The sequence below is a fragment of the Aliinostoc maniaoense genome, assembly GCF_058172895.1.
In genome coordinates this window covers 1,701,279-1,721,186 of the sequence record NZ_CP187952.1, presented here as the reverse complement: position 1 = coordinate 1,721,186, position 19,908 = coordinate 1,701,279, and the positions used below count along the sequence as shown (strand labels likewise).

Below are 19,908 nucleotides of genomic sequence, written 5' to 3'. Positions count from 1 at the left end.
TTAAGTAATGTAAAAATACCAAGATTGAGTTTGTAGTAAGGACTTTAGTCCTTATTTGAGAACTAAAGTTCTCACTACAAACCTTTAATTATTTACCTCATTCTACTTAACAGGACTTACGCAAGTGTCACGATTGGTGGTTGGTGCGTGACGCTATAAGTCTTATGACTACGTTCAAATACTTTCGTAGCGTCACACACCCTACATACTACATACAAAATATGCCTGCTCCTTTCCCCCTGCCCCCTGCCCCCTGCCCCCTGCTCCCTACCCCCTACCTCTTGCGTTCCATTCATCGCCGTTTCTTAGAGGTTTCAGGGAAGGGAAGATCAAAACTTTGGTGAAAGTCTTCTTGGACTTTGCGAGTCAGACGGCGGGAGACTTGGCGAACAATTTGGTTAAGCAAGCGATCGCCTGTAGACTGAATTAAAGATTGAGGTAAACGCTGGATAAATCGTGGAAAATGCAGACAAACGACTAAATCTAATTCCCATTCCACTCGCGTTACTTCACCGATAGCTTCGTTCAACTGTAATGATGCGCGGTAGTCTACATCATAACCAGGTGGTTGATAGTCAGGAATCGGAATAGTGCGAATACGATAAATGCCCTCGTCGGCGGGTAAAAGTTCTAAACCAATTTTTGGCTCAACTTCATAACCAAAAGAGCCAAAACGCCCAATAATTAACGCATAACCGTTTTCCCCAAGAGGCTGCACCTTCATTGGTTCAGCACACCTCGAAAACCAATCAGCATGAGCATTCAAATACTCAGCTACTGTGTTTGCTGGGGCGAACATTTCCATACAGTCACTATAATGACCGTAAAACTTGTTTGGAGTCCCTATAGTTTTTTCTGTACCCGTGTCTTCAATTTCTGGGAGGTTAGTAGAGACGGGGGCAACTGTCGGTGTGATTTCCAGAGATTGATATTCGCCGTTTGTCGAAAGCATGAAGCATTCCCCTCTAGCTTGGCGTTGGTCTATAATTAATGATTCCCAGGTTGATTGGGTCAATGAGCAACTAAACTACTATTTTGACCGAAAGCTCATGAATCTGTCATACACTTCATAAAATCACTAAAATATAAAACGGATCAATCACATAACTAGTTTCCCAGGATAGCGTTTCTTATGAAAGCATTTGTAGCAGGGGCAACAGGTGAAACAGGTCGCCGCATAGTACAAGAATTAATAGCGCGTAACATTCCTGTGCGTGCTTTAGTCAGGGATATAGAGGCAGCTAGAACCATTTTGCCACCTGATGCTGAATTAGTAGTGGGTGACGTATTAAATCCACAAAGCTTAACTACAGCCGTGGGAGATAGTACGGTATTACTATGTGCAACCGGCGCAAAACCCAGTTTAGATCCCACAGGCCCCTATAAAGTAGATTTTGAAGGCACTAAAAATTTAGTAGATGTGGCAAAAGCCAAGGGAATTGAACATTTTGTTTTAGTAACGTCTTTGTGTGTCTCCCAGTTTTTCCATCCATTGAACTTATTTTGGCTAATTTTAGTTTGGAAAAAACAAGCAGAGGAATATCTGCAAAAAAGTGGTTTGAACTACACCATTGTCCGTCCTGGTGGGTTAAAAAATGAAGACAATTCCGACCAGATAGTTATGCAGAGTGCTGATACACTATTCGACGGTAGTATTCCTCGCCAAAAAGTTGCCCAGGTTTGTGTAGAAGCTCTATTTGCACCAGCAGCACACCATAAAATCGTGGAGATAGTCGCCAAACCTGAAGCCAGTCCTAAAAGTTTTGGGGAATTATTTCAGCAGTGTTAATTATATAGTTTTGAATTGGGGACTCAGGACTAGTAACTATTTTTGAACTTTACCGAAATAGTTACGTCCACTTTTGTTGTTACCTAAGAGAGCGAATTTGCAAGGAGTAAGACTCTGAAAAGCGTTGAACTCAAAGGTGCTGAAAAATTTATCGGCCCTATAGCCGCACTTCTCGGCTTTGTCTACTTGTTTCAATGGTACGTGTTTGGTGATTTGCGATCGCCTATTGACCCCATCTTTGGTAATAATTTACCACCTTTGGTCATGGAAGGTGGCGATCCCTACATCCGTGCTTTGATGCGAACCATCTCAGCCAGTGAAGCTAATAGCAACCGTCCCTATTCTCTATTGTATGGTGGACAACAAATCACTGATTTAAGTAAGCATCCTCAAATATGCGTCACTATTCCCGTGGGGCCAAACAAAGGTAACTGTTCCACAGCTGCCGGTAGATATCAAATGATTAATACCACTTGGTATCATATTGCTCCCCGTTATCACCCCAAACCATCACAAATGATGTTTTGGTCTGGCTATAGTTTTGAGCCAGAATATCAAGATGTAGTCGTTTACCGTTGGTTAAATGATTCTAAAGTCTGGGGAGTTGATATTTCCCAACTATTGCGTCAAGGTAAATTAAACGAAGTTTTGCGGCGATTATCTCCCACTTGGACAAGTTTAGGTTATGGCATAGAAACTAATTCTATTAGTAAGTCTTTGCCGAAAATTTATCAGAAAATGTTGCAAGAAGAATTAAAAATAGCCAGTCAACCAGCCGCCGCCACCGCCGCTACTCCTAGTCCTAAAATTAACCCTCCAACAAAAGCACCAAAACAATAGTTAAAAAACAATATATAGGAAATTTAGGGTATCTGGAAAACTCTTCTCAAAACCTCTCTCCTTTTAGGCGAGAGGTTTTAATTTTTCCCCCTTCCCTACAAGGGTAAGGGTTTAGGGAGTTAGGTTTGACGTTAGCTTTTTCACATAACGTGAAAAGTCAGATACCTTATTGACACTCCTCAGCCTAAAGACATGAGGATTCTTGCTTCATCCGTCCTCCCTAGAAACCTGAATATAAAATATTCAAATTTCCCCGTTTGGATACGTCCACAAGCTCACACGGACTGCCCGACCGCGTTTGAAACGATTTTCAATTTTTGTTTTACTCCCACATTTATACAAGATTTAGGATTTTTACTACCAGGGTTCCGGATCAGGAGTTGTCCGCTTGACCTACTTCGTTTTTTGTGTGTGCGCTTTACCGCTAAGAACATCATATCACGAAAGCCGTCCTAGAAGGACAGGGCTTTAGACCCAGGTTTTTGGTAAAGCCAGATTTAGTTCTCTTGAGATTCTTTTACGAATCATCTATCAAGTGCAATACCTACGGTAAGCAACCACTAATACCGTTTCTTAATGAAGATGCACTTTATTCTGTACTGTAGAGACGTTGCATGCAACCTCTCTACATCATTTATCTGGCGCAACTTCATAGAGAATTGGTATAACGCCCCAAATAAGTAAAACTTTACACTTTGATACAAAAACTACGGAACAAATAAATAATATACTGGTGTCTATCTTTATATCTGTTTCAAAAGATAGAGGAAACAAGCACTCCAATTAGCTTTTATAGAAAAGCTAAAAATATAATTAATTATTGATGAGGAGAATTTCTCCTGTGCATATTTGTCTTTAAAATTGATTGCTTTACTCTACAGTATGACAGAAAAAACAACACTCAAAAGATTTATTTTTTGGGCTTTATTGTCACTCAGATTTTTAGGTTATATGTTACACACTAAACAAACTCAAATTTTTACTGCTGTAATCCTGACTAGTTTTTTATCTGTTAGTAGTGGATTCATTTTAATTGAAAATACCACTGCTTTACCTGCTAAATTTTTAGCAGAAAATTCCCAGGAATTATTTACAGAAAATACTAAATCAGAACGCTTACCTAGATCAGTAGCTAATGCAGTTTTGCGTGATATCAACCGCAGAGAAGGCATTGCTACTAGAAAACTCAAAATTGCTAATTATACTCGTAAAACTTGGAGTAATGGGTGCTTAGAACTGCCAAGACCAAATGAATTTTGTACCCAAGCATTAGTCCCAGGTTGGCGAGTTGTAGTTACTCGTGGTCAACGAAAGTGGGTTTATCATACTAACAAAACTGGTTCTGTAGTCAGACTCAAACAAAATGATCGTAGCACTCTTATGCCAGTACCAATTCCTGCTAGTGAACTACCACCACCTTTAGATAGAAATGTAGTGTTTCGACAAATATCTAGTGGTGGTTTTATTGGTAGAACTTACGAAACTGTGTTACTGAATGATGGTAGATTAATTCGGGTACGCATTGGTGATGCTAATGATTCTGAACGGAGTGTGCGTCGGGTTAATTTAGTTGAAGTACGTCAGTTTCAAAGAGTAATCAACCGCGCACAAGAAGAATTTCAAAATCTCAGTTATCCAGCTTCTAGAGGTGGGGCTGATTATATTACTTACACTCTCACTAGCCGCAACGGTACAGTACAATATAACGATATTTCCCAAAAGAACTTACCACAGGATTTACAGACAGCAGTTGCAGCCTGGCAGCAACTTATCAGCACTGCTCAATAGAGTTCTCAATGAAAAACTCCACCCACAAGGGGATGGAGTTTTTGGGCATGGGGAATTGGGCATGGGGCATGGGGAAGAGATCACCAATGCCCGAAGCCTGTCGCCCCAAGCTTATACCGTTTCTTAATGAAGATGCACTTTATTCTGTACTGTAGAGACGTTGCATGCAACGTCTCTACATCATTTATTTGGCGCAACTTCATAGAGAATTGGTATTATTACTCATAACTCATTACTCATTACTTATTACTTATTCCAGGTATCACAGAAACTATCTTTGCTGCTTTATCAACTTTAATCTTCGCCAAGCCAAATTTTTCAATTACCGTGGCGTTAGTAGTTAAGTGTGTACTCACTTGCGCTACTTTGTAATAACTTGCTTGTGGAGCTAAAGCCGCAGGTAATAATAATTGATCTGCTAGATGTTCATCTATGGGTGCGCCAGTTTGATGGAATTTTAGCATTTGTTCACAGGCTATTTCTGCTACTTTTTCTGAAGACAACCGCAACCTGCCAAACCCACCAAAACCAGTTAAGCTATTTTCATACTCAGCCGTTAAAAAAATTCCTGCCCCTGGTGCTACGCCCTTTTCTCGCAATGCCCGCACAGATGCTTTTAACCCTGCACTCCGTAACCAATTTTCTGCACGATTTGCCATGCGTTGGGGAATGTGTGCAGGTAGTTCGGTCACTACCGCTAGTCCCCGTACTAAGTGTAAATTTCCCCTTTCTAGTAAGTGAATACCCTGTAGTTGACATCCTCCTTTGACTACCATTTCTACCTCTCCCCCACCTTGAGGATACCAACCCCACGCACTTAATTTGACTTTTGCTTCTATCCCCATGCGTTTGAGCATTGACAAATAAACTAATTCAATGTAAGTCATGGTGGGGCTAAAAATCACATGAGTTCCACCCCGGAGAGTGATTTGGGAGTTGCCATTGACTAAAGCTAAAGGTAAAAGAATTGTCTGCAATACCAAGGTAATTGCTCCTGCCGAACCCCCTTGTTGCACTTCACTGACATCAAAACTATACTTACCTGGCTGTACTCTACCACCTGGTATAAACTCTAACTTGGTTGAACCCAACTGATCACCTAACAATTCCCCATGACAAATTTTAGCGGCAGCGCGAACTGCTGTTAGATGCTGTGCGGCTAATCCTGGCTTTCTACGTCCAGCGCGAATACCTGTAATGCGGATGGGTTCACCCGTGATGGCGGCTAGACTCAGGGAAGTGCGGAGAACTTGTCCGCCTCCTTCTCCATAAGAACCATCAATTTCAATCATGAATCGGGAATGGTCTAGTGTCAGTAGATTTCTAATTTTGAATATTAAATTGTAACACTTTGCTTTTGCCAGGGTTCATTAATCCGTAGGGGTCAACCATTGCCTTGAATTTTAATTGTTCAGGATCAATTACTTTTCTGCCCCCATCTTCAATAATATAGGTGTGGGGATTAGCAATAAACACACCCTGGGCTTCGTGGTAGGTAATAATCTCATTTAGGCGTTTTTCTGTGGTGTAACGTACTAGTTGTAAAGCGGCGGGAACTACTGCACCATTCATCCGAATAAATTCTAAGTGCATCATCACCTCATCCCCAAAGTGATGATATAAATGCTCTACTAATTGCAGGCCTTTTTCTGGAGGAATCATACTTTGCAAGTATGTGATGTTGGGATCTACATTCCGGGCGTGTAAGGTGGTGTGATTCCAGGTAAATTCAGCTAAATTTACGCCTTTACCTGCTTCTTGGGCTGATTTTTGGTAAGTAATTTTTCCTCCATATTGCTGTACTAATCCGGGTAATAGTTCTAAGCTGGGTTCAGCTAGAAGCAAAAATACTGGGTGAGTACCTTCAGGGATATATTGCTGGAGGGGGTGGAAGTATTGGGGAATGGGTGATGCAAAGACACTAATTAACTTTTTCATCATGCCGTCGGCGTTAGCTAAACTTTGCCCAAATTTGGCGGCTGTGATGAAATCTGCAAAGGTGACAATTACCTCTGCCCAGGGATAGGCAACACCCAAGGGAATTTCGACTTCTGTGATAATGCCATTAATCCCCCAAGCATGGTTGACTTTCTGTACATCATCACCGCGCAACTCAATTACACGGGGTTCATCTTCTACGGTGACAACTTTTAATGCTAATAGATTACCGCGATCGCCTAATAATCCATATTGAATTGAGCCAATACCCCCACTCCCACCAGCTACAAACCCTGCTATAGTGGCTGTGCGGTAAGTAGAGGGAGACATTCGCATTTCCCAGCCGATTTCTCGCGCTTTTTTATCTAAGGAGGCTAATTTAACCCCAGCTTCTACTCGCGCTACTCCTGGTTTTACCCAGAGAATCTCTTGCATTTTGGTCATGTCTAAAATTACGCCACCGTGCATAGGTACGCATTGTCCGTAATTACCTGTTCCTGCACCTCTGACAGTGATAGGTATACGGTATTTTGCACAAATTGCAGCTACTTTTAATACTTCTTGTTCGTTGGCAGGGCGAACTACTATATCCCCTACTTTACCCTCTAGTTTGGGAACTAGAACTGGGCTAAAGGTGTGATAATCTTGGGATAATTTCGCTACTTGGTGGCTGTCTTTAATAGTTTCTATATCTGGAAGGGAGTTAATTAGGGAATCTAGGTTTTTTATTGTCATTTTATATCCTTTTTTTTAACGCAGAGGAGCGCGGTGAACCAGCGTTGTAGGAGGGTTTCCCTCCGTAGACGACTGGTGAACCCAAAGGGAGGTTAACGCGGAGAAAGGCAGAGACTCGGCATGATTTTGGGTTTTCCTGAGCGTTTTGGGAATTTAATTTTGGTTGATGGTGGTGTGTTGTTACTAAGTTAATATCTTGAGTTGTGGATTATGAACCAATTCTTATGCGTGAGTATAGCGAAACTTTACCGCAAGGGAGTTTCACTGGTAACGCTACCCTGACCATCAAGATTTTCTCGTTCGTTAATAATCTCTGGATAGCTGTTAGTATTTTCATTGTTAGGAGACTCTACTGTTGAGTCAGGTGTTCTTATATCAGGATTAGTGACTTCTGGATTGGTTACTTCTGGATTAGTGACTTCTGGATTTGTAACCTCTGGATTTGTAACTTCTGGATTTGTAACCTCTGGATTTGTTGGTTGTTCAATGGCATCAGAACTAACATCATGTTGGGGAATAGTGGTTTTTTCTTGGCTATTGGTCAATTCTTGAGCATTATTGAATAAAATTTCTCCTGTGTCTACAAAATTATCTATTGGAGAAGCGTTTGTTTTGGCGGTTATATTCCCTATACCTGTGTCTTGACTAGCTGAATTAGCAGTTAAATCTAAAAAAGATGGGTTATCAATTATGCCTTCACCACTTAAAGGTGCTTGTGCTGCTAAAGCTGTAAGAATTTCTGCTTTTACACTAGCGATCGCGGGGTCTGAAGTAGAGGTAAGATTTTGTTTAGTTAAATCTAATCCTTGAATTAAGTCACTCGTTTGATAAAAATTTTGCAAGTCAAAATCGTATAGCCCCTGAAATCTACCTTTGACTACCACTAACAGTTGTCCGGCTTGCAGTTCTTGATTTTGAGAAGCGTCTTTATTGGAAACTGTAATCCCACTATTAGTCAGTGCGCCAATAATTGTCGTATCTGTTTGTTCGTCATAGCGTACAAATAACGCCGAACCACGAATTGCTGCTGCTGCACTTGGGGTTTGAATACGGGTTTGACCTCTTCCCGGTGGAATGAGCAGTAATACAGTTCCGTTTGATAGTCTAAAATTGCGAGTTCGAGGCAAAAACTGGAATATTGCTTGTTCTCCAACTCTGGCTAAAGAACCATCATTAAAACGTAAATCTGCTAAAGAAGCTCTACCAGTAGATAAGCCATCTCCGGGAATGATAGCGTCGGCTCGTTTGGCTGGACGTTTGCTTCTACTACTTCTTTGAAGTAATTGCACAACATTGCGGAGACGCTGAATCTCAGCACGAGTCAGAGGTGTATTTGCCTTAGCCTGATTTGGGAATGTGATGAGTATAACTATAGACCACAAACTAATTACCCAGCACGGAGACAGTTTAAAACCCATAATATTAAATTAGTTGGAATTACATTATTATTGAACTAGTTCATAAATACTTTGGCAATTTCTATATCTCAACTTGTCAATTTTAAAACTTTTATATATATGATTTTTTTACTTTAGTATTAATCTTATCTAAATTTTTCACACCAAATATATCATATACTTTTCCTTATACTTAAGTATATAATTATTTTGATTAACTTATATCTAAATTACATTAAAAATTATATAGAGAAATCGAATATAGCAATCGGATGTAATGACTCTGAGACTAACGAAAGAATCATCCTTTTACTAACCCCTACACCCTTACACCCCTACACCCCTTTTGGTACACAGCAACATAAAACCTACACCTGCCCAAACCTACTGAGCAGTGGCTGCTTAAAAACCTAATTTTTGTTATGAGTTGATGTAAATGCGATCGCCTGGTTGCAAACAAAGTAATTTATGATATATGTATTACTGTTACAAAGATTACTTTTTTGCAAAGTAACTCTCGATAGTGCAAGCGTAAAGGCACTTCAGGCAGATAATTAAATCCAGCATCATATTGATACAACCACGGGTTAGACTTTTGTGATATCAATGTACACCAGTGAATCAATCAAATATTCTGCTAGAGCAGACATTGGACAAACAAGTCGTGTTCTGGTGGTCGAGGATGAAGAGCTAATCCAAGAAATGCTAGTTGTAGCATTAGAAGAGGAAGGTTACGGGGTAGTAACTGCCCCTGATGGGCGTTCGGCGATGGAATACCTCAAAGGTTCTGAAGCCAACGGCACAGAATTTCCCTTTGATTTGGTAATTCTTGACTTAATGTTACCCCAAATCAATGGTCTAGATGTTTGCCGCTTGCTACGTCATCAAGGCAACCCAGTACCGATTTTAATCCTCAGTGCCAAAGGTAGCGAAACCGATCGCGTGTTAGGTTTAGAAGTAGGAGCAGATGACTATTTAACTAAACCCTTCAGTATGCGCGAGTTAGTAGCACGTTGTCGCGCACTACTCCGCCGTCAACGCCTCAGCACCCTGCCACAACTACCAATACTCAAATACAAGGATGTTTCCCTCAACCCCCAAGAATGCCGGGTGTTAGTGCGTGGACAAGAAGTCAACCTTTCCCCCAAGGAATTTCGATTATTAGAATTATTTATGAGTTATGCTCGCCGGGTATGGTCACGGGAGCAATTACTAGACCAAGTGTGGGGGCCTGATTTTGTCGGGGATAGCAAAACCGTGGATGTTCACATCCGGTGGTTGCGCGAAAAGCTAGAACAAGACCCCAGCCATCCAGAATATATTGTGACTGTAAGAGGATTTGGCTATCGATTCGGATAATCTAGTCAGATAGTTGTTAGTTTTTAGTAATCACCAGCAACTAACAACTCAAACTGCAATGCTCTTATTGGGATTTCTTCTCGGTTTAGGGGTAGGTATTGGGTTTTGGATTTGGCAACAAGTTCAATTAAACCACTACCTGGAGCGTATACTCCCACCTTTAAATTCTCGCACCGCTAATGCTAAAGTAACCACGCCTTTGCTACCCAGGCTACGGCAAGAAATTGCCATCATCAAGCAGCAAGGGCAAGACTTGCAGCAGTCGTTACAGACTTACCAAGATGTACTGGATTTTGCACCAGTAGGATATTTGCAAGTAGATGAAGAAAATCAACTGCTATGGTGTAACCAGGAAGCACAAAAAATTTTGTATTTGCAAAGATGGCAACCTGGACAAGTGCGTCTGTTGCTAGAATTAGTGCGCTCCTATGAACTTGACAGGTTGATTGAGCAAACTCGTGATGAGCAAGTACCCAAAATTAAAGAGTGGATGTTTCATCCTTCTTGTGATAACCCGGCAGAAATGCCTAGCATCAAGTCTTTAGCACTACGAGCTGCTAGTTTACCTTTACCCAATGGTCAAGTCGGGGTATTTTTAGAGAACCGTCAACCCATGCAAGATATGAACCAAGTCCGGGAACGCTCATTTTCCGACTTGGCTCATGAGTTGCGAACCCCATTAACTTCAATTCGTCTGGTGGTAGAAACTCTACAAAACCGCCTAGAACCACCTTTAAATCGTTGGGTTGACCGTTTAATGCACGAAGTAGACAGATTAATTAACTTAGTGCAAAGCTGGCTAGAACTCACTCAAATGGAAACTAGTCTAGCAGTCCAATTACAAACCGAACCAGTAGAACTGCGATCGCTAATTCTATCAGTTTGGGAAACCCTCGAACCACTAGCACAACGTCACAACTTATCTCTTGCCTATTCTGGCCCTGATCATCTCTGGATGAAAGCCGATCCTGCGCGCATTTATCAAGTTTTTCTCAACTTGCTGGATAATAGTATTAAATATAGTCCACCATCCGCCAAAATTGAAATTCAAGCCAAAATATTGCCACCAAAAGCTGATCAAATCGAGGATAGAACCTACCCAACTCTAGAAATCAATCTTATTGATTCTGGAGTCGGTTTTGCAGAAGAAGATTTACCCCATATTTTTGAGCGATTTTATCGTGGAGATAAATCTAGAACTCATGCTTCCTTACCAGTTAATAGTCCAGTTGATACTATTGTAGGTAATGGATTGGGTTTAGCGATCGTGCGGCAAATTGTCTTAGCTCACGGTGGTTCTATTAAAGCCATGAACCATCCCCAAACCGGTGGAGCATGGATGCAACTTCAATTCTTTGAGGTGATGGCAAACTCCCAAAGCCAAGACTATAGTTAAAAAATATCTTCACGTTTGAGACTACACGTGTGAAAGCCGTTCTTTATAGTCCCAACCCGGCAAGTCCCCAGTTAGCACGCGCCATTAGGCGATTAGAACGGGATGTATTACGCATGGGAGCTTTGGTAGAACAATCATGTCGCCTCAGCCACCAAGCCTTATTTTCCCGCGACTTACAAGCAGCTGAGGAAATTCCTCGATTAGATAAAAAAATTGATCGTTTTTATAGACAAATAGAATCAGACTGTACATCTATCATGACACTACAAGCACCTACAGCTCAAGATTTACGCTGTTTGAGTGCTTTTATGCAATTGGTACGGGATTTAGAACGAATTGGTGATTATGCTCAAGATTTAGCTGATATTGCCGTTAAAATCTTTCCTTACCCACCTCATAAATCTTTACCAGAGATTGCCGTCATGTCCCATCATGCTCAAGCAATGTTAGCAACTAGTTTAGTGGCTTTAGGTGATTTAGATGCAGTTGGTGGTCAGAGTATCAAACATTTAGATGATACCGTAGATAATGCCTACGATCGCCTTTATCAAACTTTAGCTCAACAACGAAACGTGCCAGGTGTTGTTGAGCCAATTATATTACTGGCTCTAGCAATTCGCTGTCTAGAACGAATGGCAGATCATGCAACTAATATTGGTCAAAGGGTGGCTTATATCGTCACAGGTCAACGCTGTTGACACTCTCCCGGTTATCGAAATTTCGCTATCGCTCATTTCGATGAAAAACCGCGAGATTCTTGGTTCAACGAGTCCACTTAACTTAGATTCCTTGCGTTATCTAAACCAGAGGTGGTTCTCTCCCCAAGCGTTAACTTTGGGTATGCCCTACCCTAGTTGCATTACTGAGGCAGTGGGTTGGGCGGGTTTCCCGACTCCCTCACTGCCGTGCAAAATTTGCTTGTAGTTAAATGCTGTTCGTCTAGTACCTGTGAATCTTTTACCTACTTCCAGGTGATACTAGAACTACGAAGTAGAACCATCTAGATTCAGTTGTCAAGGTTCAGCGTCTGCATATTAAGCAGCAAATGGGTTTTTTGAGTGGTTGATTACCCTTCCACCGTTGGTAATTGTACCATGAACACGCATATTGAAATATGCGGTTGCCCTACATCTCTGCTCTAAAGAGACAGAGTTTTGAGCTTCTCGTCTTAACAGATAAATTCTACAAAACCACAAAAGTTAGAGGATTGGCAAGTTGTAGCAGCCAATCCTCTCTTTTTTCACGAAAATTCTAATACAACGGGTGAACGAAATTTTGTCTGGGATTTCTAGCTAAGTATCCAAAAAATTACCCTCCACACTCCGCACACCTTTTTTCTCTCACCCTAATACAACTTACAGCGACTTCCGAGCGGGTATAGCTTGTGGGGTATGGGGTGTAGTGATATATCAAACCCCGAACAAGGTATAAAGCCTAGTGGAATTGTGGAAAAAAACATTAAAAATTACTAAATATTAGTGATATTTTACTAGATCATTACCTTTTCTTAAACTGACACAATTAGATTTGGCATGGAAATCAATAAAAATCCACCTCTTGACATTGATGTCTATTCTCCACATATATCTATAAATACTCTCTTTATGTAACATAAGTAAAATTTAATACTACAAGTACAAAATTTGCATAATAATAATGATTAGAAGTGTCTGAGGTTTTTTCTAAAAAAACACCTTAATTATTAAGGGAATTTATTAAATGAATTAACTAAATAAATAAGCAGATATAATCAATCATCTAAAACGCTAATAAACAATCACATATTATCATAGTTAAACAGATTCATAACTCATCATTAAATATCAGAAGACTTTTTAAATAAATATATAAATATTAAAAATGACTCAATTACTCTGCTGATCAACTGACTGAACACACACACTCAAAATGACGATAGTTAAATCGAACTAAAATTAAGAATATAAAATTTTCAGTATTTATAACCAAAACAGTTAATAAATCTATTTTCATACTTTTAGTAATAACAAGTAAAAAATCCAGTAATTCCATGTCAGGAATAGCCCAAACAATGTCTTCAATAACGTTTATGCCCAACTCCACTAATGTAGCCAATAAACCTAGCTTTAGTGGAAATTTACCACAGAGGTTATTTACCCGAAGGGAAGTCATTGAGCCTTGCAATGACGTACTTTGGTTAATTGACCGTGGCGCAGTTCGTACACTTACATGGGCTGAAGATGGAACATTTATTACTCTAGGATATTGGGGTGCTGGTGATTTAATCGGCTATCCTTTATCTAAAGTTAAACCTTATCAAATTGAATGCTTAACCAGTGTAGAAGTAAGGACAATTCCTCCACACCTGTGGCATCAATATGTAGATGGCTTAGTTGCTCATATTCAAGATGCAGAAGAACTGTTAAATATACTTAATCATAAACCCATTTCAATACGTTTATGGGAATTTTTACTATGGTTAAGTAAAAAATTTGGACGCAAGGTAGAACAGGGATGTCTAATTGAATTATATATAACGCATCAGGAAATTGCAGAGGTGTTGAACACCACAAGAGTAACAATCACACGCCTGCTGCAAGACTTTGAAACAGCAGAAATGCTGTTACGCTATCAAAGGCAGATTATTCTATGTTTACCAAATAAATCTATAAAAACATAGTAAAAAAAATAGGAATCCTCTTGTGTTAATTACAAGAAGATATGTATAATACTTACTGAAAATCATGTGAAATTATCTATACTTCATCCAAAAATATTGAGTTAGAAATTTTACCATGAGTTGGAACTCGTTGGTGTGAGCGGAAGTAAAATCATGACAAAAATACTCTGGAACGCTTTAAAAGCAAGTCCAGCTGTTTTTGCGGCTACCTTTTTGGCTGCTAACAGTGCCTGGGCTGGTGAAACAGAAAAGGTAACAAGTGTTGCCCAATTGACTCAAGCCTCTCAAGATATCGGTCAAGTAACATCTGTATCACAGTTTTCTGACGTACAGCCTACAGACTGGGCTTTCCAAGCACTGCAATCTTTAGTTGAGCGTTACGGTTGTATTGCTGGTTATCCCAACGGGACATACCGTGGTAATCGTGCTTTGACCCGGTATGAGTTTGCGGCTGGTTTAAATGCTTGTTTAGACAGAGTAAATGAGTTAATCGCTACAGCTACAGCTGACTTGGTAACTAAGGAAGACCTAGCTACCTTACAGCGTTTGCAAGAAGAATTTTCTGCTGAATTAGCTACCCTGCGCGGTCGCGTCGATGCTTTAGAAGCGCGTACTGCTGAATTGGAAGCTAATCAGTTCTCTACTACCACCAAACTCTCAGGGGAAGCAGTCTTTGGCTTGTCTCAAGTATTTGGTGATACAAGAGCTGATGGTGACAACGTCTCAACTAATAATGCTGATTTAGAGAGCAACACCACCTTCTCTAACCGGGTACGCTTAACTTTAAACACCAGCTTCACCGGTACAGACCAACTGCAAACTCGGTTAAACTCCGGCAACTTCATTGCCAATAATGGTGTAACCGGTACTAGAATGACCCGTCTGGGCTTTGACGAAGAAACCGGCAACAATGTTGAAATTGATAAAGTCAACTATGCTTTCAATTTTGGCCCCGCACGCGTCAAAATTGATGCTATTGGTGCTGAGGTGTATGAAAACATCAACGCTTTCCACCCAGACTTCAAAAGCAGTGGTTCTGGTGCTATCTCCCGCTATGGACGTTTTAGCCCAATCTATCGTCTCGGTTCTGGCGGTGCTGGTGTAACACTAGAGTTCAATCCTAAAGGGCCTTTGACATTGAGTGCAGCTTACTTAGCTCCTAACGCCAATGACCCAGCTGCTCGTAACGGTATCTTTGATGGTAGTAACGCCATCTTCGGTCAAATTGCTTTCAAACCAAACAAAGCTTTCAATCTGGGTTTAACCTACGCTCGTGCTTATTATAATAATGCAGGTGATGGTGTAAACCTGACTGGTAGTACAGGAAGCAGTATAGCAGCTAACTCTTCTCGCAGACCTTTTGGTAATGATGCTACCTCATCCAATAACTACGGTATCCAAGCTACCTTCCAACCCAGTTCTAAATTGACTCTTGCTGGTTGGGTAGGTTATACCGATGCTAAAGCAGAAGCTGGTGCTTCACGAGATGCGGATATTTGGTACTGGGCTACTAGCTTGGCTGTGAAAGACTTCGGTAGAGAAGGTAACACCCTGGGTTTAATCTTTGGTCAACCACCTAAATTAACTGGTGGTAGTGGAATTACCAGAGATCCTGACACCTCATATCACTTAGAAGGACTGTACAAAATCAGCCTGAGCGATAACATTCAGGTAACACCTGGATTGTTGGTGATCTTCAACCCTGAACACAGAGACAGCAACGATACCATTTACGTTGGTACTCTCCGCACAACCTTCAAGTTCTAAAGAACTGCGAAACTGAGAAATATATAGCTATGTAGGGTGCGTCAGTCAGATAAAACTTGGAATTTCCAAGTAATTATTCTGACTGACGCACCCTGCTAGTATATATAAACTCTTGGCTTTCCTTGCGTTAATCTAAGTCCAATTCTGATGGCTTTAAAACTGAGGGAGGGCGATCGCTACTCCAAGCCCACCATACACAACCACATTGACAGTTGTAAAACTCTTGCCATTTGCGACGATTGTTTTCTGTTAGCACAGGCGATCGCCGATTAATCCAAACTTGCACAGCATCTAAACTAGTAGCACGACAACTAGGACAGCAAAACTCATAAGCATGAACTGCCTTGTATGTCCATTCAGGTGGGAGGGGAGCGAAAGCGTCCATTAGGATAATTCGTAATTCGTAATTCGTAATTCGTAATTAAGGAAGATAATTGGTGTTTTTTCTTACACCTCATCTGATCATAATATAGCAGTTGAACAAGCCCCATTCGCGCAGGGTTTGGGGCTTTACTGTCAGTTTCCACAAGTGATAAAGTGAGCTTGCCGAACTGCTTAACTTCCGCGTCAGCCGAACGGAGTGGGGTGTAGGGAAAGAAACAGTTTGAACAAACTTATAGAACATCACATTAGTTTTTTAATTACGAATTACGAATTACGAACTACGAATTATTTTCATGGAGTCAAACATTGAAATTCGCCGCTTGTTAGATGTGATGCCTGCTTCTGGGCGGATGAGGACGAAAATCGTCAGTAAACCAGAGCAATCCCAGGTGATAGATGCGGCTTTTCCCTTACCTTGGCATCAGGAGCGACCAATATATATTAATTTTGATTTATGGAGTCGCTTACCGAAACCCCAACGGGATTTACTGCTGTTACAGAAAGTTGCTTGGTTAACGGGGGTGAGATGGTTTAAACCGGATATTTATCAAGGTGTAGTTTTAGCCGGGTTCGTGGGTGGATTAGTAGAGTTAACCCAGTCAGATTTTGTAGGTGTGGCAGTAGCTGGGGGATTAAGTGCGATCGCTCTGACTCGTATTTGGCGTACTAATAAATCCCCAGAATCAGAGATCAATGCTGATTTAGCAGCGATTAAAGTAGCCCAAAGACGGGGTTATTCTGAAAGCGTAGCTGCTCAACATTTACTTTCTGCTATTGAGGCAGTTAGCACAATAGAGGGTAATTCTGGCTTAAATTTTATGAATTTAATTCGTTGCCAAAATTTAAAGGCGATCGCATAATTTTCGCCTCGAACCTTGGGGTAATGACTATGAACCGCCAATTCAAATCAATGAAGAACTTTCGCAGTCAGAAAGTGATGTTAACCCTACAGTAGAGACTGATCAGTGGGATAGTTTTGAGTTTCAACAACCGCAATCATTACCTAATCGCCTCATTTTTATTGACGGACGGAGAAGACTAGATGCTGCACTTGTTGGTGGAGATGGCAACACATCAGCACAATTACTTTCTACCTCAGAGCGAGACTATGAAATTGACCTGTTGGGGCCAGTAGCCCTCAATGTCGGATGGCAAGCAAAAGCCGGACTGGGATTTGATTTATCTCACTTTAAAATAGATTGGCAGCAGAAAGCGGTCTATTGTCCTCAAGGTAAGCGTAGTTACCTTTGGAAAAAGAATAAAAGTGTTTACGGTAAACCTGTAATTTACGTTGAGTTTCGGCAGGTTGATTGTCTAGCTTGTCCGGTTCGGAATCAATGTACTCGTGCAAAAACAAACCCTCGCGGGCTAACTATACAGGCGCAATCCGATTCATTTCTGAACTAATCGGTTCAGTTTAGCTGTTTGGTGAATTCGCCAACGGTATCGGCGGTGGCTACCCGAATTCAAAGTAATGTAAAAATACCTATATTGATGAATCATTTAGTTGTAATGCTTGATATGATTGTTACTTGTATCGGTAAATCGGGCATTAAATTCTACATAAACTTCTAATATCTGATTCGTAAATAAAATCTTAAGGAGATTCAAATCATTATTAGGTTGAAGTTTCAGTGAATAAGTTAGGTAAGCATTTTACTTGAGTTTACAAATTATCTCTTATGTGATATGTCCAATTGTTTTCCAAAAAATCAGGATTTTGTTCTGTTATTGATTTTCTTAGAATTTCCTAACAAATCCATTCTCTCCTATTTGATAACCGTGATGGGGATTATCTTTGGTAACATAACTATTAATCAAGGAAAATTTTATAATAAAATTCATGAATTAAAAACAATATTATATTTAGATTAAGACTACGTAAAAATCTGCGTGATATTAATGATTTAATATGCAAAATTAGTCATAATTATAGATAAAACTGTTTCCAATTATACAAAGTTGTACTTTGATTTCACATCTAATAGAGAAATTAAATCATCCACATATTTGTAATTCAAACACCTTTATAATTGCATGGTTCGTATTCTGCTGGTTAATGAGCAACAATATATTAGAAGATACTTGCAAGCTCTATTAGATCCTGACTTGGATTTAGAGGTAATTGCAACAACTCAAAAAGTCAAGGATGCAATTAAGCAAGTAGAAAACTTACAGCCTGATATTGTCCTGATGGACATAGATATACTCGACATAGATGGGGTGAAAGCTACCAAGACTATATGTCAACGATGTCCTCACACCAAAGTTCTAGTGTTGAGTAGTAATGATCGAGATGAATATATCCATCAATCCTTAGATGCAGGCGCAATGGGCTATCTGCTCAAAGATGTATCTGTGGAGGAATTACGAGAGGCAATTCGCTTTGTTTGTCAAGGTTATAGTGAATTAGAATCCAGCTTACTGGAAAAAACCATTTTAAAAGTTCCGGCATCGGCTTTAGTATCAGCAAATGTAACTGATAGAACATCTCATGTTAAAACTCTTGTAGAAGAGAACCCAGTCAAATTATCTGCTAGAAAGTCTGATTTCAAATTATTCGGCAAGTTAATAACTCATCCTAGTCTGAAGAAAGAAGGATCTAGCCAATCGGAACAACCCCATACTAAACAAATTGCTTGGTATCAATTATTGATATTACTGATCATTGCTGTTAGTTGCACAGTTGGTATTTATGTCATACGTCAAGTGTTGAGAAAGCCTCTACCAGCACTGAATTACTTACAACAAAACTCAACGCTGTTAGGAACAGAGTTTACAGGGAAAGTCAAGCCAGCGCAAACATTAAAAATAGCTGCATCAGATCCTTCAGTGGTAGAAAAAATTAATATCCACATTGGTGACAAAGTACGACTTGGTCAACCGTTACTAGTCTTAAAAAACCCAGATGGTGATAGGGAAATTCAACAATTGTGGCAGCAACGGCAAAGTGTTTTACAGCAGGAACAAGCAGCACTGCAACAACAACAAGCAGCTCAACAGCAAGTTTTCATCTGGGAGCAGAAAATCAACGAGAGCGATCGCCAAGAAACACCCCTAGCGACTAAAATAGCTGATGCTGATTTAGATGTGGCTTTAAATCAAACTCAAGCCGATAAACTACCTTTACCACAAAGACAAGATTCAGTAGAGAGAACCAAAGCAATTTACGAAAGGTCTCAATCACGAGTGCGGCGTTTTCAACAACTTTATCAACAAGGTGCGATCGCCAAAGACCAATTAGAGCAAGCAGAAGCAGACCTGAAAGTAGCAAAAGCAGATTATCAAGTAGCCCAAACGGCTGCTGTGACTGCCAAAAATCTAGAAATAGCCAAACAACAAAAGTTTCAGCTACAGCGTCAGGTATCTTTAAAACAACAACAGTCAAAGCAGCAAGAACTCAAAGCACAACTACAAAATCTGCGTTTAGAGTATCAACAAGCCACGGAAAGATTAAATCTCATCCGTAAACAATCAACTCAACTTTTACAGCGTCAGACACCATCAGTAAACACCATTGTCAGGTCAACAAGTGCTGGTGTAGTGGTGCAATTACCAGTAAAAATAGGCGACCAAATCTTTACAGGTAATCCCCTCTTAGAATTGGCTCAATTAAGATATTTGAATGTAGAAGTATTAGTCAATGCTCGTTTAATTAACGCTCTGCGTCGGGGTCAAAAAGCAACGGTGCAAGTAGGTACAGGAGAAGCGGCTCAGAAGTTTGACGGCAAGATTGTCACCATTAATCCCTTACCATCTGAAGACATGAGCCACACCGTAGAAATCCAGTTTGAAAATCCTACCGATGCTTTACTCGTGGGACAAATGGCAGCTATCCGATTCTTACCAGAGTGAT

General features: G+C 40.4%; 17 protein-coding genes and 1 pseudogene. 12 read left to right on the top strand and 6 right to left on the bottom strand.

Annotated features, from left to right (window positions below; translation table 11 throughout):
• Positions 1–116: 116 nt before the first annotated feature.
• On the bottom strand, positions 117–296 hold the full coding sequence (locus ACPZ3T_RS07630; protein ID WP_490274909.1) for a hypothetical protein: 180 nt from the start codon (positions 294–296) through the stop codon (positions 117–119).
• Positions 293–952 (bottom strand): DUF1997 domain-containing protein, encoded by a 660-nt coding sequence (locus tag ACPZ3T_RS07625; RefSeq protein ID WP_490274907.1) that lies wholly within the window; start codon positions 950–952, stop codon positions 293–295. The genes ACPZ3T_RS07630 and ACPZ3T_RS07625 overlap by 4 nt, the downstream gene beginning before the upstream one ends.
• A 180-nt stretch (positions 953–1,132) precedes the next feature.
• On the opposite strand from ACPZ3T_RS07625, the gene ACPZ3T_RS07620 reads away from it, so the two are divergent.
• The 4 genes from ACPZ3T_RS07620 to ACPZ3T_RS07605 all read left to right on the top strand — a co-directional run bounded on the left by ACPZ3T_RS07620 (position 1,133) and on the right by ACPZ3T_RS07605 (position 4,572).
• On the top strand, positions 1,133–1,789 hold the full coding sequence (locus tag ACPZ3T_RS07620) for an NAD(P)H-binding protein (protein WP_490274905.1): 657 nt from the start codon (positions 1,133–1,135) through the stop codon (positions 1,787–1,789).
• A gap of 150 nt (positions 1,790–1,939) precedes the next feature.
• Entirely contained in the window at positions 1,940–2,629 is a 690-nt protein-coding gene (locus tag ACPZ3T_RS07615; protein WP_490277155.1) for a glycoside hydrolase family 24 protein, read from the top strand.
• Between the two features lie 882 nt (positions 2,630–3,511).
• Positions 3,512–4,417, top strand: coding sequence for a DUF8738 domain-containing protein (locus ACPZ3T_RS07610; RefSeq protein ID WP_490274903.1), 906 nt, complete (start codon positions 3,512–3,514; stop codon positions 4,415–4,417).
• A gap of 8 nt (positions 4,418–4,425) precedes the next feature.
• Positions 4,426–4,572: a hypothetical protein gene (locus ACPZ3T_RS07605; protein ID WP_490274901.1), complete on the top strand. Its 147-nt coding sequence runs from the start codon at positions 4,426–4,428 to the stop codon at positions 4,570–4,572.
• An 84-nt stretch (positions 4,573–4,656) separates the two neighbouring features.
• Here ACPZ3T_RS07605 and rtcA read toward each other — a convergent pair whose 3' ends face one another.
• From rtcA to ACPZ3T_RS07590, 3 genes are all read right to left on the bottom strand, one after another.
• Positions 4,657–5,709 carry an RNA 3'-terminal phosphate cyclase gene (gene rtcA, locus ACPZ3T_RS07600; protein ID WP_490274899.1) on the bottom strand — a complete coding sequence of 351 codons (1,053 nt, stop codon included), beginning with the start codon at positions 5,707–5,709 and terminating at the stop codon, positions 4,657–4,659.
• Positions 5,710–5,740: 31 nt separating this feature from the next.
• Positions 5,741–7,090 carry an FAD-binding oxidoreductase gene (locus tag ACPZ3T_RS07595; RefSeq protein WP_490274897.1) on the bottom strand — a complete coding sequence of 450 codons (1,350 nt, stop codon included), beginning with the start codon at positions 7,088–7,090 and terminating at the stop codon, positions 5,741–5,743.
• A 245-nt stretch (positions 7,091–7,335) separates the two neighbouring features.
• Positions 7,336–8,472, bottom strand: a complete 1,137-nt coding sequence (locus ACPZ3T_RS07590) for a FecR domain-containing protein (RefSeq protein WP_490274895.1) — start codon at positions 8,470–8,472, stop codon at positions 7,336–7,338.
• A 621-nt stretch (positions 8,473–9,093) separates the two neighbouring features.
• On the opposite strand from ACPZ3T_RS07590, the gene ACPZ3T_RS07585 reads away from it, so the two are divergent.
• From ACPZ3T_RS07585 to ACPZ3T_RS07565, 5 genes are all read left to right on the top strand, one after another.
• Positions 9,094–9,846 carry a winged helix-turn-helix domain-containing protein gene (locus ACPZ3T_RS07585; RefSeq protein ID WP_490274893.1) on the top strand — a complete coding sequence of 251 codons (753 nt, stop codon included), beginning with the start codon at positions 9,094–9,096 and terminating at the stop codon, positions 9,844–9,846.
• 58 nt (positions 9,847–9,904) lie between these two features.
• Complete coding sequence (locus tag ACPZ3T_RS07580) at positions 9,905–11,242, top strand: sensor histidine kinase (RefSeq protein WP_490277154.1); 1,338 nt, start codon at positions 9,905–9,907, stop codon at positions 11,240–11,242.
• A gap of 29 nt (positions 11,243–11,271) precedes the next feature.
• Positions 11,272–11,940, top strand: coding sequence for a phosphate signaling complex protein PhoU (gene phoU, locus ACPZ3T_RS07575; RefSeq protein ID WP_490274891.1), 669 nt, complete (start codon positions 11,272–11,274; stop codon positions 11,938–11,940).
• A gap of 1,352 nt (positions 11,941–13,292) precedes the next feature.
• On the top strand, positions 13,293–13,901 hold the full coding sequence (locus tag ACPZ3T_RS07570; protein WP_490274889.1) for a Crp/Fnr family transcriptional regulator: 609 nt from the start codon (positions 13,293–13,295) through the stop codon (positions 13,899–13,901).
• Positions 13,902–14,054: 153 nt separating this feature from the next.
• Positions 14,055–15,668 carry an iron uptake porin gene (locus ACPZ3T_RS07565; RefSeq protein ID WP_490274887.1) on the top strand — a complete coding sequence of 538 codons (1,614 nt, stop codon included), beginning with the start codon at positions 14,055–14,057 and terminating at the stop codon, positions 15,666–15,668.
• Between the two features lie 127 nt (positions 15,669–15,795).
• On the opposite strand, the gene ACPZ3T_RS07560 is transcribed toward ACPZ3T_RS07565, so the two are convergent.
• Complete coding sequence (locus ACPZ3T_RS07560) at positions 15,796–16,053, bottom strand: hypothetical protein (RefSeq protein WP_490274885.1); 258 nt, start codon at positions 16,051–16,053, stop codon at positions 15,796–15,798.
• 292 nt (positions 16,054–16,345) lie between these two features.
• On the opposite strand from ACPZ3T_RS07560, the gene ACPZ3T_RS07555 reads away from it, so the two are divergent.
• The 3 genes and pseudogenes from ACPZ3T_RS07555 (at position 16,346) to ACPZ3T_RS07545 (ending at position 19,907) form a co-directional block, all read left to right on the top strand.
• Complete coding sequence (locus tag ACPZ3T_RS07555; protein WP_490274883.1) at positions 16,346–16,912, top strand: DUF3318 domain-containing protein; 567 nt, start codon at positions 16,346–16,348, stop codon at positions 16,910–16,912.
• Positions 16,913–17,123: 211 nt separating this feature from the next.
• Positions 17,124–17,444, top strand: a pseudogene (locus ACPZ3T_RS07550) (transposase); the annotation flags it as partial.
• A 645-nt stretch (positions 17,445–18,089) separates the two neighbouring features.
• Positions 18,090–19,907, top strand: coding sequence for a response regulator (locus ACPZ3T_RS07545; RefSeq protein WP_490274881.1), 1,818 nt, complete (start codon positions 18,090–18,092; stop codon positions 19,905–19,907).
• The last annotated feature ends 1 nt before the right edge of the window (position 19,908 follow it).